Annotated in this window: 15 protein-coding genes; 4 read left to right on the forward strand and 11 right to left on the reverse strand. The window is 44.8% G+C overall.

Going from position 1 to position 16020, the window contains the following annotated elements:
- Positions 1–124 precede the first annotated feature (124 nt).
- Genes R7Z47_RS04960 through R7Z47_RS04985 form a run of 6 tightly spaced genes read right to left on the reverse strand, consistent with a single transcriptional unit; the run spans position 125 to position 5385 of the window.
- Entirely contained in the window at positions 125–784 is a 660-nt protein-coding gene (locus tag R7Z47_RS04960) for an HAD family hydrolase (RefSeq protein WP_005373864.1), read from the reverse strand.
- A 2-nt stretch (positions 785–786) separates the two neighbouring features.
- A complete protein-coding gene (locus R7Z47_RS04965) occupies positions 787–1806 on the reverse strand; it encodes an ABC transporter ATP-binding protein (RefSeq protein WP_005373862.1) in 1020 nt (339 codons plus the stop codon).
- Positions 1803–2591, reverse strand: coding sequence for an ABC transporter permease (locus R7Z47_RS04970; protein WP_005373859.1), 789 nt, complete (start codon positions 2589–2591; stop codon positions 1803–1805). Before R7Z47_RS04970 ends, R7Z47_RS04965 begins: the two co-directional genes overlap by 4 nt.
- 2 nt (positions 2592–2593) lie before the next feature.
- Positions 2594–3484: an ABC transporter permease gene (locus R7Z47_RS04975; protein WP_017633568.1), complete on the reverse strand. Its 891-nt coding sequence runs from the start codon at positions 3482–3484 to the stop codon at positions 2594–2596.
- Positions 3481–4305 (reverse strand): alkaline phosphatase family protein, encoded by an 825-nt coding sequence (locus tag R7Z47_RS04980; protein ID WP_054577716.1) that lies wholly within the window; start codon positions 4303–4305, stop codon positions 3481–3483. Before R7Z47_RS04980 ends, R7Z47_RS04975 begins: the two co-directional genes overlap by 4 nt.
- A gap of 12 nt (positions 4306–4317) precedes the next feature.
- Positions 4318–5385, reverse strand: a complete 1068-nt coding sequence (locus R7Z47_RS04985; RefSeq protein ID WP_005373851.1) for an ABC transporter substrate-binding protein — start codon at positions 5383–5385, stop codon at positions 4318–4320.
- A 210-nt stretch (positions 5386–5595) separates the two neighbouring features.
- Between R7Z47_RS04985 and R7Z47_RS04990 the strand changes: the two genes are divergently transcribed.
- Positions 5596–6324, forward strand: a complete 729-nt coding sequence (locus tag R7Z47_RS04990) for a UTRA domain-containing protein (protein WP_318129873.1) — start codon at positions 5596–5598, stop codon at positions 6322–6324.
- Positions 6325–6386: 62 nt separating this feature from the next.
- On the opposite strand, the gene R7Z47_RS04995 is transcribed toward R7Z47_RS04990, so the two are convergent.
- Positions 6387–7973: a BCCT family transporter gene (locus R7Z47_RS04995; protein ID WP_005373846.1), complete on the reverse strand. Its 1587-nt coding sequence runs from the start codon at positions 7971–7973 to the stop codon at positions 6387–6389.
- A 303-nt stretch (positions 7974–8276) separates the two neighbouring features.
- On the opposite strand from R7Z47_RS04995, the gene R7Z47_RS05000 reads away from it, so the two are divergent.
- On the forward strand, positions 8277–10685 hold the full coding sequence (locus tag R7Z47_RS05000; protein WP_318129876.1) for a beta-mannosidase: 2409 nt from the start codon (positions 8277–8279) through the stop codon (positions 10683–10685).
- 101 nt (positions 10686–10786) lie between these two features.
- On the opposite strand, the gene R7Z47_RS05005 is transcribed toward R7Z47_RS05000, so the two are convergent.
- Entirely contained in the window at positions 10787–11041 is a 255-nt protein-coding gene (locus tag R7Z47_RS05005) for a hypothetical protein (protein ID WP_005387084.1), read from the reverse strand.
- A gap of 167 nt (positions 11042–11208) precedes the next feature.
- Between R7Z47_RS05005 and R7Z47_RS05010 the strand changes: the two genes are divergently transcribed.
- Complete coding sequence (locus tag R7Z47_RS05010; RefSeq protein WP_017819807.1) at positions 11209–11568, forward strand: DUF6559 family protein; 360 nt, start codon at positions 11209–11211, stop codon at positions 11566–11568.
- A gap of 137 nt (positions 11569–11705) precedes the next feature.
- Positions 11706–12740, forward strand: coding sequence for a PotD/PotF family extracellular solute-binding protein (locus tag R7Z47_RS05015; protein ID WP_017633571.1), 1035 nt, complete (start codon positions 11706–11708; stop codon positions 12738–12740).
- Positions 12741–12846: 106 nt separating this feature from the next.
- Here R7Z47_RS05015 and tyrS read toward each other — a convergent pair whose 3' ends face one another.
- The 3 genes from tyrS to R7Z47_RS05030 all read right to left on the reverse strand — a co-directional run bounded on the left by tyrS (position 12847) and on the right by R7Z47_RS05030 (position 15968).
- Positions 12847–14106, reverse strand: coding sequence for a tyrosine--tRNA ligase (gene tyrS / locus R7Z47_RS05020; RefSeq protein ID WP_054577720.1), 1260 nt, complete (start codon positions 14104–14106; stop codon positions 12847–12849).
- 82 nt (positions 14107–14188) lie between these two features.
- Positions 14189–14995 carry a helix-turn-helix transcriptional regulator gene (locus R7Z47_RS05025; RefSeq protein WP_318129945.1) on the reverse strand — a complete coding sequence of 269 codons (807 nt, stop codon included), beginning with the start codon at positions 14993–14995 and terminating at the stop codon, positions 14189–14191.
- 193 nt (positions 14996–15188) lie between these two features.
- Positions 15189–15968, reverse strand: coding sequence for a hypothetical protein (locus tag R7Z47_RS05030; protein ID WP_005373824.1), 780 nt, complete (start codon positions 15966–15968; stop codon positions 15189–15191).
- Between the last annotated feature and the right edge of the window lie 52 nt (positions 15969–16020).

Genomic DNA, 16020 nt, shown 5'->3' on the forward strand with positions numbered 1-16020 from the left:
AATTAATCAGTATTTAATCAAGTGATTAATTTGTGATGAAGAGAAGTAAAAAAGAGCAGAAAGAACTGCTCTTTGAACAAATAGAAAAGTATTTACTTAGGAAGAACGGCCTTTTGAGGCTGGATCACCCCCAACTTAACACACTCCAATTCGGTCTGTTGGCGTGTTCTTTTAGTTGTGGGCATGGATTTACCAGATAAGCGTAGTTCGCGTATTCACAAAGCGGTAAATCGTTGATTGAATCGGTATAGAAATGGATTTCGGAATAAGGCTCAGGCTGATTTTCTAGCCACTGTTTTAATCGCGTGACTTTGCCTTCACGATAACTCGGAATACCGTCGATTTCAGCAGTATAACGGTTGTTTTTCTCGATTAAATCAATTCCGAGTGCGGTTGGAATATTAAGACGGCGACCAACGGCTTCCACCAAAAAAGTGACGCTGGCAGAGATGATAACCATATCTATACCATCACGAGACAGTTGCTCAATCAGGGTTTTGGCTTGAGGAAACTGTTTAGCCAGAATATGGCTTTCAACACATTCTTCAACCAAGGCGTTTACTTCTTCAATCGGCATGTTTTCTAGTGGCTTCATGGAGAACGCTAGGTAATCTTCCATGTCCATTTTGCCTTCAGAGTACAAGGCCATTAGACGCTGATCTTCCATAATAAATAAAGGATCAGTCGCGATGCCTCTATCAACCATAAACTCGTTCCAAATCATTGCGCAGTCAGCGTTTATTAGGGTTTCATCCATATCAAAAACATACAAAGGTTTGGACATGTTTAGGCTCTCACTGGTTGAATTTCGTTTAGGTTAAAGAGTAGCTCTAGTTGGCTGCCATTCGCTAGTAAGCGTTCTGAAGAGCGGTTAAGCAAGTCAACAGTGAGCTCACACTCTTCAACGTTCACTTGATAGCGAATAACATTACCTAGAAGCTGGTGGTTGGTGATCGTACCTACTTGTGGCGCTGAGATGTGGCTATCATATTGACGACCTTGCTCTTTTACATATATAGACTCTGGGCGAATCGCTACTTTCCATTCGGTATCAATGTTGAAGAGTTGCTTGGCTTTATTGGCCTCTACAAGGTTGTAGTGCCCCATGAAACCGGCCACAAACTCGTTAGCAGGATGAGTATAAATTTCTTCAGGTGTTCCTGCTTGAACAATTTCCCCTTTACTCATTAGGAAGATACGATCAGACATAATCATCGCCTCTTCTTGGTCATGAGTTACGAAGATAGTGGTGAGATTCATCTCTTTCTGAATGTCTCGGATTTGCTGACGAAGGTGTTTGCGGATTTTGGCATCAAGCGCAGAAAGTGGCTCATCAAGCAATAATATGCGAGGTTTCACCACCAACGCTCGAGCGAGTGCGACACGCTGGCGCTGACCGCCAGAAAGTTGATGCGGATAGTGTTTTTCTTTACCTGCCAGATCCACCAGTTTGATGACTTTAGCCACTTCACGTCGAATATCATCATTCGCAAGCTTTTTCATTTTTAAGCCAAATGCAATGTTGCCTTCGACGGTCATATTGGGAAACAGCGCATACGATTGAAAGACCATCCCAATACCACGCTCTTGCGGGACTTGATGCGTGATATCTTCTCCGTTTACCCAAATCTCGCCTCCATCGACAGGGTTAAGCCCAGCAAGGCTGCGAAGTAGTGTCGATTTACCACAACCGCTAGGGCCCAAAAGCGTAATGAATTCACCTTGCTCGATGTTAAAGTGAATGTCCTCAAATACGGTGTTATCACCAAAACGTTTAGTCAGATTTTTCGCTGTTACGTAGCTCATTGTTTGACTCCTCGGCTGAAACGACTTGCCAACCAAGTCAGTAAAAAAATAAATAGGAAGTAGGTCATCACTAAGGCAGACGTAAAGTGGCCGCTCGTCTGACGCATGTTATACAAGTAGATTTGCAGGGTTTCATAACGTGTGCCGACTAAAATATTGGCGAACACAAACTCTCCCAATAGAAATGAAAATGAAAGGAAAAGCGATGCCATCAGTCCTTTTTTGAGGTTAGGTAAAATGACCATCAAAAACGCTTTGGTTGTGCTTGCTCCTAGCAAGTGTGCAGCGTCCATTAAATCGTTAAGGTTAATTGCTTCGAAGCTATTAGAAATCGCACGATACATGAACGGTAACGCGATGGTGAAGTAAGTACCTACTAGAATCCAAGGAGTACCGATAAGGGAGATTTCACTGTCAGCATAAAGTTGAAGCAAGCCGACGGAGGACACCACTGGTGGTACAGCGAATGGTAGCAAAATCAATACGTTCATGAGCTTATCGAGCCTTGGAAAGTAGTAAAACACCACGAATATCGCTGGCAGAACTAGAATCACACTGAGGGTTAGCGAAGCAATACAAATAAACAGCGAACGCCCAAATGCTTGCAAAAAGCGTGGGTCGGTCAGCAATTTAACGTACCAATCAAAAGTGAAACCATCTGGAAGCACCGTGGCACCCCAGCGTGATGAAAGCGAATAGACAAAGGTCGCTAAAATCGGGATGAGCATGATCCCAACAATGGAATAAACCACCGTTTTATGGAATCGAGTATTAACGTTGTTCATGACTACTTCCTACCTGCATAGCTTTTCGAAATGAGCCATTGGTTAATCACTGTGATAAAGGCAAGTAACGCCATTAGAATCACCGAAATTGCAGCGGCGAGATTAGGTTCAAGGAACAGGTCTCCCGATACCAGACTCGCAATTCGAATTGTGATGACGTTATAGTTACCGGAGGTCAGCGCATAAACACTCGCATATGCGCCGATTGCGTTGGCTATTAAGATAATAAAGGTACCGAATAAGGCTGGTGAGAGCACTGGCAGAGCGATTTTCGCCCAATACTGTGATGTTTTGGCTCCCAGTAGCGCAGCAGCTGCTTGCCAATCATCACTCAACGCATCGAACGCAGGGTAGAGCAACAACACCGCCAGCGGGATTTGGAAGTAGATGTAAATTGCCAGCAGGCCCCATTTACCATAAAGGTCGAAATCACCGAGTAAGCCATACTGCTTGAGCAAAAGGGTAATCGCCCCATTGGTGCCCAAAATAATAATAAAAGCGAATGACAGAGGTACGCCTGCAAAGTTGCTGCTCATGTTCGTAAACGCAATCACACCGTCGCGGACTTTAGAATCGACTCTGCGCAGAGAAGAGACCAACAGAGTCGCAATGGCTAAGCCAAAAATGCTCGACCACACAGCTAACCACAAACTGTTGCCAAACGCCTGCATCATAAAGGCGGAGTCGAGCACTTCAATGTAGTTATCGAAGGCAAACTCGCCATCGTAGATAAAGCTGTTTAACAGCACCCAAATCATCGGTGCGAGTTGAAATAGATAGAAAAACAGTGCGAAAGGTGCCAACCAAATGGCTGGCTTAAAGCGCTTTAACCAAGTACTTGCCAAATTTGAACGTGATTCGCTAGAGCTTGGGGAGAGGACTGAACTGCTCATAGTGCTAACAATTCCTGAGTGTATGGCTTCGTGTGGTCAAGGTTTAGCAATTGACAAACGGTGCCACAAATATCAGTTTGCTTAATATGACAATCTTGATGGGTAAACTTATCACCAATGACAAACAGGGGAACTTCTCGCTCTTCAGGTAAAATCCCACCGTGAGAAAGATCGTTGTTCATGCCATGATCGCTGGTCACAATGATTTGATACCCATCAGCAAGCCATTGATCGATGTAGTTGGAAAGAATAATGTCTGCACCTCGCACACAATTGCGGTATTGGCGAGAGTCTAGGCCAAACTTATGTCCTGTATCGTCGATATTCATCGGATGGATCAATAAGAAATCAGGTTGATAGTTTCGACGTAAATACTCTGCGTCCAGGAACAAGGCTTCATCAGGATAATGATCCCAATGGTAAAAGCAGCCGTGCTGGATATTCAGGGTTTCATCATGCGTGAAACGATCGCGAACAGGTTCAAATGGCGCGCGATTATAAAGCTCACTTACCCAGTGGTAGGCAGCCGCAGCGGTCACTTTTCCTTGGGCTTTTGCCAAACTGAAAATGGAATCGTGTTTGGATAGACGAACGATATTGTTGTTTACGATGCCGCTTTCTACAGGGCGAACGCCCGTTAAAATGCACTCATAAAGTGGGCGAGACATAGAGGGCAGCTCACACTGCACAGGATAAAGCGTTGCGCGAGTTTCTTGTTGGGAACGACTTTGTTCTAGAAGACCATTGAGGTAGCCCATGCAATCACGGGCTACCTGATAGTTCAGTCCATCTAGAACAACAAGGATGACCTTATTGCTCATAACGACTTACTCTTATTGCTGGTGGATTAAGACACTTTCTTGCCATTGACGTGGCAGCTTACGTGCGGACTTTTCCCAAGCTGAGAAGTCAGTCACTGGGTGAACATTGCTGTATTGGTCATTAGCAATTAGCTTGTCTTGCACTGCTTGAGGCAGTGTGATGTTGGTGCGGATTGGACGCGCATAACCTTCTGCTAAGTTGATTTGCCCTTGATCGCTGAAGATGTATTCACGAGCAAGCTTTGCTGCATTAGGGTTCTTCGCGTATTTATTGATTATGGTTGTATAACCAGAAATCACAGAGCCATCTTGAGGAATGCTCACTGTAAAGCGGTCGCGGTCAATTTTGTCGCGGTAGTTCAATGCATTGAAGTCCCACATGATCGCCACTTCAACTTCGCCTTTTTCTAGGTTGGCGATGTTCGGATCGGTAAATGAAAGACGACCTTGCTTCGCGAGTTCAGAAAAGAATTTGAGCGCAGGCTTGAGGTTGGATTCGTCCCCACCGTTGGCGAACGCTGCGGCGAGAACCGCGTTGTTTGCCTGTGCTGCTACGCCTACGTCACCTACGGTCACTTTGTAGTCGCCTTTTAATAGGTCATCCCACGTTTTTGGCGCGTCTTTTACGAGGTTATTGTTGGAGATAAAAGAAATAGTGCCAGTGTAAGCAAGTGCCCAATGACCATCTTCGTCTTTTGCCCAATCTGGGATGTCATTCCAAGTTGTTGGTTTATATGGCTGAGTGACGCCTTTTTTAACCGCTACACGTGCGAAGGCAAAGCCTACGTCACCAATGTCTGCGGTCGCGTTTTTCTTCTCAGCTTCGAATTTTGCGATTTCTTGAGCCGAGCTCATATCCGTGTCTTGGTGCTTAAGGTTGTAATTTGACTTTAAATCAGCCCAAGTGTCTTTCCAGTTTGCCCAACTGTCAGGCATACCCACACTGTAAACCGCCCCTTCTTTTTGTGCTGCTGCTACCAAAGATTCAATATCGGCTTCTTTCGCTACTGTTGGCGTAGCGAGCGTTACCGCAATGATTGCCGCTGGTGCGGTAATTGAACGACTTAGCAAAGTTTTCATTGTCTCCATCCTTCTGGACTAGGTCAGTAAGTTCGCTTTGTATGCTATGGATGGAATGTGACGATTTAGCGCAAGTAATTTGACAGTTTTGCTGATTTTATATGGCACTTATATTTCATACGTTCAGTATGTGTTCTGTTGATTAATGTCATATTTTTGTTACGTAAACGCCTTATGTTATTCGTCAAATTATCCTTGGACTAGATCAGAATGAGAGCGACAGGCACCGGACAATTTGGTACCCAATTAGGAAAAATTAGAAGCAGCTTAAAACAGCAGATTCTTTCCGGCATCATGTCGGAAGGACAAAAACTGCCGTCAGAGAGAGAGCTCAGTGAGCTGTTTTCTACGACTCGAATCACTATCAAAGATGCGTTGGTGTCTTTGGAAACGGAAGGTCTTATTTATCGAGAAGAGCGCCGGGGTTGGTATGTATCTCCTGAGCGTATCTGTTACAACCCGTTGTCTCGTTCTCACTTCCATCAGATGATTCGAGAGCAGCATCGTATTGCAGAAACTAAGCTACTCAACGTGCGAAGTGAAATGGCCGCAGGTGAGTATGCCAAATCGTTAGAGGTTGAGCGAATTACCCCAATTTATGTGATTGAACGGTTACGTTTTATTGATGGGCGAGCGGTATTGTTTGTTGAGAACGTGCTCAAAGCGGCACTGTTTGAGGGTATATTGTCTGAGAACCTCACCATGTCCCTGACGGGCATTTATCGTGAGAAGTATGGTTACGAGACAAAGCGCTCTCGTTTTGATGTGATTCCCACGTCAGCTCCTGCTCATGCCGCTAAGGCGTTGAACCTAGCTGAAGGACAACCCGTTCTGAAAATTCGGCGGGTAAACTACAAACAAGATGGGCATTTAATGGACTGCGAATTCGAGTATTGGCGTCCAGACGCAGTGATGATTCGCATTGATAGTGTAGGATAAAGCGCAGAATTAAAAAGAGCCCAATGAAGGGCTCTTTTTCGCATATTGGTTAGAGAGGCGGTTTAAACGAGGCCTTGCTCTTTTGCCATTCTGCTTGCAATGCCGGGTGCTTTCCAAATGCTTGGCAGCAAAATGAAAGACACAGGCACGGCAGTAATTACAATGAAAGACTGCAATGCAGAAATACCACCAGAGCCCATTGAGATAAGCGCAATAGCGACAATACCCATAATCAGCCCCCAGAACGAGCGAATCACTGCGTTTGGTTCTGTTGAGCCCGTCATCACTACACTGATTGTGTAAGTCATCGAGTCACCCGTCGTCACGATAAATGTTGTCGTTAAGATCAGGAACAGAACCGAAATGATCATTGGGTAAGGTAATTCACCAGTAATCGCTAGCAGTGCTGCGGGCAAGTTAAAGCCTTCAAACGCAGATGAAATCAAACCAGGGTTATCAAGTTCAAACGCAAGGCCACTGCCACCAACGATACTAAACCAGAAGCAAGTAATCAGCGGTGCCGCGATGCTAATAGACATGATTAATTGGCGAATTGTACGACCACGAGAGATACGAGCAATAAAGATCGCCATCATTGGGCCATAACCGATAAACCAACCCCAGAAGAATACTGTCCACCAACTTAGCCAGCCTGTATCACCACGGTAAAGTGCCATAGGGAAGAAGTTATCCACCATACGACCAACGCCTTGCACGTAGCCATCAACGATAAAGCTTGTCGGCCCGAAGAACAGGATGTAACCAATTAACAGTACAGACAAAATGATGTTGTAACGACTGACGATTTGAATACCCTTGCTCAAACCGCTCAGTGCGGAAAGGGTATACATCAGGATCGCCGCCATAATAACCATACTTTGCGTTACGAACGTATCTGGCAGGCCAAACAATGAGTTTAGCGCGTAGCTAATTTGTAAACCTAAGAAGCCGATAGGACCGATGGTTCCTGCCGCTACGGCAATGATGCTACATGCGTCAGCAACATCACCAATCCAGCCTTTAATGGCTTTATCACCAAACACAGGGTAAAGCAGAGTACGCGGCTTAAGAGGCAGGCCTTTATCGTAATGCAAGTGCATTAAGACAATGGAAGATAGACCACCAAGGATCGCCCAAGCTAAGAAGCCCCAGTGCATAAAAGACTGAGATAGGGCATTGATTGCGGCAGTTTTCGGTGAGGCTTCCCCGTATAGAGGCGGAGCAGTCACAAAGTGCGCGATAGGCTCAGCAGCGGCCCAGAACACACCACCACCTGCAAGTAGAGTACAGAGTACGATTGACAACCACTTAAAGTTATCAATATCAGGTTTCGCTAGACCACCTAGGCGCACATAACCAGTGCGACCAAACGCAAGAGCCAAACCAATTAGGAAATTCAGAAGAAGCAGTACTTGCCAGTAAGCTCCGAAATATTTAGTAGCAAAGCCGAAGCCGGTGTTAACCATTGCGGTTAGAGAGTCGGTATTCGTTAGAGCAAGTAAAACGAATAGAGTGAGGAAGCTACCACTTAACCAAAAGACAGGATTGGTGAGTTCGAGGCGCTTGAGTAAAGATGGGGGATGAATAGCAGAATAGTCAGCATCCTGAATAGGCGCTGTGTGGGAGGCGGCATTCGTCATATTTGACATAATTACTTCGCTTTTTAGGGCTATGAAGCCGTGCATTTCCCCTCACATCGTTTCAACGAAAAGTGTGAGGATGTTCAAAAAGCCGATGATGTTAACATGTCGAAGTTGCAAATATAACCTTAGATTTCGATTAATTTTTAACAGGTTAGCCAAGTTGCTGATTTTTGGGTAGAGATCAAAAGAAAGAGTTTTTACGTGAAATGCACCGCATTTCGTATGTAATTAACATTTCCCTTGTTTTTGCATGGGATTATCAGGATTACATTGAGAAAACATGTTTTTCCCAAGCTAAGGTTTAACTCGATGGCTCACTTCGAACTTAACGGGCAGTGGATGCTTACCTCGCCACAGCGTCCCAATCTTGAAATTCCAATGTTTATTCCGGGCGATAATGTGTCGGCGCTTTTACAAGCAGAGCAGATTCCAGATCCTTATTTTGCCGATAATGAAAACAAAGCTCGATGGACTGAAGAGTGTGAGTGGCATATCTCACGTGAGTTTGACGTCGACGCGTTTACGTTGTCTGCCAAGCAAATTTGGATGACGCTAACTCGTGTAGATACCTTGGCAACCTTCTATGTTAATGGTGAGTTAGCACTAACTTGCAGCAACATGTTTACCCAGCAACGTGTGGATATTAAACCGCATTTAAAGCAAGGTACTAACACGATTCGGGTTGAGTTTGCTCGGGTGGATTTAGAAGGTATCGCAAGAGCAAAAAAACTGCCATTTCCTATTCCATCGGCAATGGGCAACAACCAAATTCCACACATGAACTTGATCCGCAAAACACAATGCCATTCCGGATGGGACTGGGGCATTTGCTTGATGGTATCGGGTATTTACGACCCCATTCAAATCGACATTGTGAATGAGCTTTGGCTCAAAGGCTTCTCGACAGAGCAGCAATGGCAAACCGATGGGAGTGTGTTTCTTGATGTAGTAGTTGAAGTGGAAACGGACAGTCAACGCCATGAAATGATGGTTGAATTTAATGGTGAGCGTCAATGTATTCAAACAAAAGGAAGTGGTCACTATCATTGCCAGTTCCACATTTTGGAGCCTCAACGCTGGTGGCCATCGGGTTATGGCGAAGCGTATCTCTATCCCATTACCATTTCTTGCAGAGAGCAAAAGTTAACGCACAACATTGGTTTGCGTCAGTTAACCCTAAATAACCAAGCTGATGAGCACGGCTCTGCAATGGAATTTATCGTCAATGGCGTACCGATTAATGCTAAAGGTGCCAACTGGATCCCTATTGACGCAATGCCGGGGCGAGAGTACGAAACACGTTATCGCAACCTTTTGCAAAGTGCGGTTGACGCCAACATGAACATGATTCGCGTATGGGGCGGTGGTCAGTACGAGAGTGAAACCTTTTATAACCTTTGTGATGAACTTGGCTTGTTGGTGTGGCAAGACATGATGTTCGCCTGCTCGTTGTACCCATCAAACGACGAGTTTTTAAAAGACGTAGAAGAAGAACTTAGATTCCAAATCCCGAGGCTTAAGAAGCACCCATCAATCGCACTTTGGTGTGGTGACAATGAAGTGATTGGAGCTATTGGTTGGTATGACGAATCTAAGCGCAGTAAAGTCAAATACACGGTTAACTACGATCGCCTCAACCGCATGATTGAGAAGGAGATTACCGAGCAAGATAGCACTCGCCGTTTCTGGCCAAGTTCCCCATGTAATGGTGAACTGGATTTCGGTGATGCGTGGCATGATGATAGTAAAGGCGATATGCACTTTTGGGACGTTTGGCATTCAGGAAAATCATTCAGTGCCTACCTTGACGTGAATCCTCGTTTTTGCTCTGAGTTTGGTTTTCAATCTTGGCCATCTTTTGCTGAAGTTAAGCGGTTTGTCCCTGAGCAAGACTGGAATATTACATCCCCAACTTTCGAACAACATCAGAAGAACCCTCGAGGTAATAGTATTATCACAGAGATGTTCACGCGCTATTTTCGTTTTCCCTCTGGATTCGAGAGCATGCTGTATTTAAGTCAAGTTCAGCAGGCAATCGCGATCAAAACTGCATGCGATCATTGGCGTGCCATTTCTCCAGTTTGTCGCGGCATGCTGTACTGGCAACTCAACGACAATTGGCCTGTCAGTTCTTGGTCTAGTTTGGAATACAGTGGTCGATGGAAGCAGTTGCACTACCATGCGAAGCGATTTTTTGCGCCACAGTATTTGGTATTTTCCGAGCATACAGGCAAGTTGAGCCTACATTTGCTCAATGATGCCAAAGAGTCCGCAAGCGTCAACGCACTGCTTAAGTGGGTAGATTGGCAAGGGGAAGAAAAGCAATGTTGGAGCTTAGAACAAACAGTCATAGCAGACAGCAATACGATTTTGTGGCAATTGGATGAATCGATCGAGAAGGACGAACTTACGTCAGGCTTCTTCTATGTTGAAGCGCAAATCGGTGAAGACAGAATAAGCAACACATGGTTTAGTACTCACGAGCTAAAAACCTTGCCGATAGCGAAAGCCAATATAGGTGTCTCTATTGAAGGGAGGAAAATTACATTGATTGCGGATAAGCCTGCGTTTTTTGTTCATTTGGAGAGTGATGCTGATGGAAGGTTCAGTGACTCTAGTTTTACTCTGTTGGCCAAGGTTCCAATGACGGTTGAGTATTTAGGTGATGATGTTTCAGGTATGCAGCAGTCGTTGAGGGTATGCCACCTTAATGATTAAAGCGGGCATAGAACATCTACATGCTGATAACTAAAAAGGGAGCGTTTGCTCCCTTTTTAGTTACCAAGTATCCGTTATTAAGCTCAGGTTGAGACAGAAGTTTATTTAAGTTTCTGATGGACCCGATAGCTAACGACAAAGCCAATGTAGAATAGTGCAGCAAGAGTAATCACTGCCGTCGCGTACGCCAGCAGGCTGTTTAACCCTAAACCAAAAGCCAAAGTGAAGGCGATACCATGAATGGCTTCCGCAGGGATTCGGTACCAAGCAGCGTGGACGGAAGATCCGAAGAGGATAAAGGTACTAAGTAAGACAATCGTGCCGCCTATAAAGCCGACCCATCTGCTGTTGTTCATGTTGCAGTCTCAGGGGTTACCGAGGTAACGTAACAAAATATTTCAGAATCGTATTATACAACCGATCATCGCGAAAAGCGCTAGAGAAATTTCGCTGATAAAACAGAGTGTTTTAATTCGAACAAAAGAATACGACCATAGCCAACTTAATACAGGAATAACAAAACATGTTGAGATTTATACAACGTCGCCGCATTAAGAAAGTGATTAAACTAATGAGTACCAGATTGGTGGTGGGATACGGCAGTCGTGAGTATTTTTCGGTTGGTCAGGTAAAGACGAGCACCAGTGAGTTAAGCGCGTGCCAACAAAAAATTGCGTTGGCACTATATGCGGATCCGCAAGATCTTGATTTGGAAAATCAACCAGAGTTGCAAGCAATACGCTCAGACGTGGCGCATGATTTCTTTTCTGGTGCCGATTATACCGCTCAAGATGTGCTTAATTTACTCGGCTCTGGTGGCTGGAAAGGAGGTCGAATGGAAGATGGAATGTCTCATCATTTTGGTATGCACAGTCGCTATTAAAAACATGCGTTAATTTTATAAATTCGATAAATATTTTTGCTGTTAAAGATTAATTAAATTTTCTTTCAATTGGGTAACAATTACCTAATTATGCACCCGAATCCCAGCGCGTCGCTGGACTGGTTGGATTGCATACCATGAAATTAATCATCAAAGGATTGGGGCTGAGTGCTCTTGTGCTCAGCATGTTTGCTCATGCAGATAGCAAAACGTTGAACGTTTATGCATGGGGTGGCTATTTGCCGGAAGCATCGTTAAAAGCGTTTGAAAAACAAGAAGGCGTTACGATTAATTATTCGACCTTTGAGAATAATGAATCAATGTATACCAAGCTAAAATTGCTAAAAGGTTCTGGTTACGATGTGGTTTTTGCTTCTGCGTACTTCATTGAAAAAATGGGTCGAGAAGGACTGCTTTCGAAAATAGATCACGCTCAAGTGCCAAACATGCAAGACACAATGGACGGCTTACTTGGCCAAGCGCACGATCCGAAAAATGATTACTCTCTGCCTTATATTTGGGGCATTACAGGGATCAGCTACAACGAATCCATGGTTGAGCAACCAGTGACCAAATGGGCAGACTTATGGGAGTCTCAATACGAACAACAAGTCATGTTGATTGATGATGTCCGCGATGTGTTCGGTATGGCGTTGAAGAAAAATGGCCATAGCGTGAACACAAAAGACGAAGCTGAAATCGAGCAGGCTTTTGATTCTCTAGTCGCGCTGAAAAACAACGTATTACTGTACAACTCAGATGCGCCGCAAGTGCCTTACGTGTCCGGTGAAACATCGGTCGGCATGCAATGGAACGGCAACGCATTCCAAGGACAGGTTGAAATGCCTGAGCTGAAGTTCGTGATGCCGGAAGAGGGCGCGGTATTGTGGATGGACAACTTCACTATTCCGTCTGGCAGTAAAAACAAAGCATTGGCGCATAAATTTATTAACTTCATGTACCAATCAGAGAACCAAGCGGAAATCGTGACCAGTTTGGGTTATGCGTCGGCAACGAACGCTGGGCGTGACAAATTGCCAGAAGAGTTGAAAAATAACCGTACTATTTTCCCTTCATCAGAAGACTTGAAAAAAGGCGAGTTTATTAATGATGTTGGCGCAGAAACGTTAGCGATTTACGAAAAGTACTGGCAACGTTTAAGAACGCAATAAGCAACGCCTTTGCCTATTGTTAGGCTTAAAATCGTTCAAATTTGAATTCCCCTCATCACGAAAGCGGTGAGGGGAATTTTTTATGGGCTTTGTACTGCGAGTGTTACTACGCGGCACGCTTCACGAGGCAGAAGTGCTTTTTACCGCGTTGCAGTAACCAATATTGATCAAACAGTGGGAAGCTCAAACTTGGGTTATCAGCCGACACTTTTTCACCGTTTACACTGATGGCGTTGTTGCTGATGTGTTCGCGTGCAACACGCTTCGAACTTGCTAAACCCGACTCAATCAACAGCTCAACCAAATCTTGTTGTGCGCTCTCAATGCTTGGTAAACCATCCAACTCCAATTGTTTTAATTCACCCAAACTCAGTTGTTGCACATTACCGCTGAATAAAGCTTGAGTGATGCGCTCGGCGCTAGCTAGGCCTTCTTCGCCATGAACAAATCGCGTCATTTCCTCAGCGAGGATACGTTGTGCTTGTGGCTTACCTTGGCTTGCTTGGTCTTGCGCTTCAATGCTGGCAATTTCTTCGCAGCTCAAGAATGTGTAGTAACGCAAGAAGTGGTAAACGTCTGCGTCTTCTGCGCCAAGCCAGAACTGGTAGAACGCGTAAGGAGAGGTTTTGCTAGGATCTAGCCATACTGCACCGCCTTCGGTTTTGCCAAATTTGGTGCCATCGGATTTGGTGATCAGCGGCAGAGTTAAGCCAAATACTTGCTCACCATTTTGACGACGAGTTAAATCGATCCCGCTGACGATGTTTCCCCATTGGTCATTGCCACCGATTTGCAAACGGCAACCGTATCGACGGTTTAGCTCGGCAAAATCGTACGATTGCAGTAGGGCGTAGCTAAATTCGGTGAAGGAGATACCTTGGTCAGGTCGTTGCAGGCGTTGTTTTACCGATTCTCGGTTGACCATAGTATTGATCGAGAAGTGCTTACCCACATCGCGGAAGAAGTCGATCACATTGATCGCTTTCATCCAGTCAGCGTTGTTCACCATGATCATCGGCTTGGTCAGTTGGTGGTTCATCAACTGTTGAATTTGATTAGAAAGATCGTTAACCCAGCCTGAGACGATTTCCTCTGAGTTCAGACTGCGCTCAGTCGCTTTAAAGCTTGGGTCGCCAATCATGCCCGTTGCACCGCCAATCAAGGCAACAGCTTGGTGTCCGGCATCTTGAAAGCGCTTAAGCATAATCAAAGGCACGAGGTGGCCGATATGCAAGCTGCCAGCTGTAGGATCGAAGCCGCAGTAAACGGTTTGTGGCTGTGAGAGAAGTGTCTGAATTTCTTCCAAATCGCTGGCTTGTGCAATCAAGCCACGATCTTGTAAATCTTGCAGTAATGGTGTCGTCATTCTTTTTGTCTGTCTTAGTGGTTGTTGTATTCAGACTAAAACGCGACACCTTTTGTCGATATATCCCTTAAGGGACAGTTTTTTATCTTGAATGGAGAATAAGGTGATTGAGGAAAAGCTGGAATAACTCACTCAATGAAGACACATTTAACTGCGAGTAAATGCGTTTTCGATGATTTTTGACTGTGCCTTGCACTAAGTGTAACCGCGCGGCAATTTCTTTGGTGTCAAACCCTTGAGCGAGAAGTGAAGCCACCTCTTGCTCGCGACGAGTGAGTGATTCTACGCCAAACGTTGCTAAAGCTTGCTCAATGGCTAATCGCATACTGCCAGAATAAGCACTCTGTGCAAAAGCAGGCTCAGAAAAGGTAAATTCCGTTTGTTTCCAATGCTGCTGACAAAGCGACTGAATTATCGGGAAATAGGGCTTTAGCTTATTGATTTGTTGCTGAGAAAAGTATTTTCCATCAGTCATATATCCGAAGTACAGCATGACCCAACGGCCAGATTCAACTTCGACTAGCATGCTAAGCTCGTCTTTCCACCCTGTTTGATGATAGAACTGCTCGCAGTATGAGGTGAAGTCAACGCCTTTACGCGCCACGTCTTTGAGCGTAAATACGCCTTGTTGCTTTGTCTCGTGTAGTTTGAGAAAAAAAGGGTCATTTTGAAATGAGTCAGTAAGGTAGCGTTGAAAAAGTAACTCTCGCTCGTTCTCAATTGAGTCGTAGAGATAAATAGGATGTTTACCTTCTCGGTAACCTAAAATAACTGCGCAATCAAAATGAAAAAGAGTGCGAATGACACGCATAAGTTTAGGAGTAAAGTTAGGCGTGTTAAGAGCAGAAATTGCTTCTGCTAGCAGATTATTAAAGTTATTGTCAGGCATGGGATACCGAATTGCAGGTGGTTTTGCGCAAGCATAACCAAAAGCAATCCAACGAGAAAGGGAAGTCGCCATCTTCTGGTGACTTCCATAGAGAAAGTTGCGTAAGTGCTCAGTTTTGAGGAATCATATCCACGTTAACTTATTGATAAGGGTGCATAACAACGGTTTTATTTAAGCGATTAGTTGCTATGCATTACTGCGAGTTAGTGAGCTCTTCGTTAACCCAATATTTAGAACCAGACACGTTAGCATCGATGAGTAAACCTTTAGCGTTCAACTGATAGACGGCGACGCCGCTGTTAAATTGTTTTGAAAGTTGCTCTGAATCTTCGCCCGCAACAGCAGAGGCTTCACTTGTGGCCTCCCATCCTTCGTTGACGAACGTATCAAAATCTTCTTTGCTCTCAAACAGAACCACTTGTTGGTAAAATTTGCCGCCAGCCCCAAGTGCAACGCCCAAACCAAACATATTCATATAAGTGCGTTCTTCTGTTTCCTTATTCACTGCGACTCCTGACCCTGAGTTGGTGTGAAACAGCAAAGATAATTTACGAGAATCAAAGACCGCGTAGCCGTACGCGTTGTCGTAAATAGCTTTTGCCTCCGGCTTTTCATTAAATAACTTGAGCAAAGCGCTATCTGCCATTAAGTCCACGGCTTGGCGAGCTTCTTCTGGCGTATCGCCTTCCATCAGCTCATCAATTTTTTTGTCGGCAGCATCTATCCATTCTTTGCTCTTCTCGATGCTGGCTTCTGTCCATTCGCCTGCGGTATTGATCGCTTCCTCGGACCAATTCGTGAAATCTTGCCACGCTTGTTTTGAAAACGCTTTGGTGTCGTCCCAAGCATCTTGGGCAGTATCAGAAACTGCGTCGCCAAGCTCAGACATTTTATTGGAAATTTCATCCCAATCGGCATAAGCAGGGGATGCCAGGAGCATCAATGTAGTAAGGAGTGCGATAGGCTTTTTCATCAAATTCTCTCTGGAGTTATCGATATACCATTCATTTTAGGTCATCAGACTT

Origin of the sequence: Vibrio sp. 1641, assembly GCF_033339995.1 — a bacterium.
In the GTDB taxonomy this organism is placed as follows: domain Bacteria; phylum Pseudomonadota; class Gammaproteobacteria; order Enterobacterales; family Vibrionaceae; genus Vibrio; species Vibrio alginolyticus.

Coding starts and splice junctions, on each gene's coding strand:
- R7Z47_RS04960 (WP_005373864.1), bottom strand. CDS start 784: ATGTCCAAACCTTTGTATGTTTTTGATATGGATGAAACCCTAATAAAC.
- R7Z47_RS04965 (WP_005373862.1), bottom strand. CDS start 1,806: ATGAGCTACGTAACAGCGAAAAATCTGACTAAACGTTTTGGTGATAAC.
- R7Z47_RS04970 (WP_005373859.1), bottom strand. CDS start 2,591: ATGAACAACGTTAATACTCGATTCCATAAAACGGTGGTTTATTCCATT.
- R7Z47_RS04975 (WP_017633568.1), bottom strand. CDS start 3,484: ATGAGCAGTTCAGTCCTCTCCCCAAGCTCTAGCGAATCACGTTCAAAT.
- R7Z47_RS04980 (WP_054577716.1), bottom strand. CDS start 4,305: ATGAGCAATAAGGTCATCCTTGTTGTTCTAGATGGACTGAACTATCAG.
- R7Z47_RS04985 (WP_005373851.1), bottom strand. CDS start 5,385: ATGAAAACTTTGCTAAGTCGTTCAATTACCGCACCAGCGGCAATCATT.
- R7Z47_RS04990 (WP_318129873.1), top strand. CDS start 5,596: ATGAGAGCGACAGGCACCGGACAATTTGGTACCCAATTAGGAAAAATT.
- R7Z47_RS04995 (WP_005373846.1), bottom strand. CDS start 7,973: ATGTCAAATATGACGAATGCCGCCTCCCACACAGCGCCTATTCAGGAT.
- R7Z47_RS05000 (WP_318129876.1), top strand. CDS start 8,277: ATGGCTCACTTCGAACTTAACGGGCAGTGGATGCTTACCTCGCCACAG.
- R7Z47_RS05005 (WP_005387084.1), bottom strand. CDS start 11,041: ATGAACAACAGCAGATGGGTCGGCTTTATAGGCGGCACGATTGTCTTA.
- R7Z47_RS05010 (WP_017819807.1), top strand. CDS start 11,209: ATGTTGAGATTTATACAACGTCGCCGCATTAAGAAAGTGATTAAACTA.
- R7Z47_RS05015 (WP_017633571.1), top strand. CDS start 11,706: ATGAAATTAATCATCAAAGGATTGGGGCTGAGTGCTCTTGTGCTCAGC.
- tyrS (WP_054577720.1), bottom strand. CDS start 14,106: ATGACGACACCATTACTGCAAGATTTACAAGATCGTGGCTTGATTGCA.
- R7Z47_RS05025 (WP_318129945.1), bottom strand. CDS start 14,995: ATGCCTGACAATAACTTTAATAATCTGCTAGCAGAAGCAATTTCTGCT.
- R7Z47_RS05030 (WP_005373824.1), bottom strand. CDS start 15,968: ATGAAAAAGCCTATCGCACTCCTTACTACATTGATGCTCCTGGCATCC.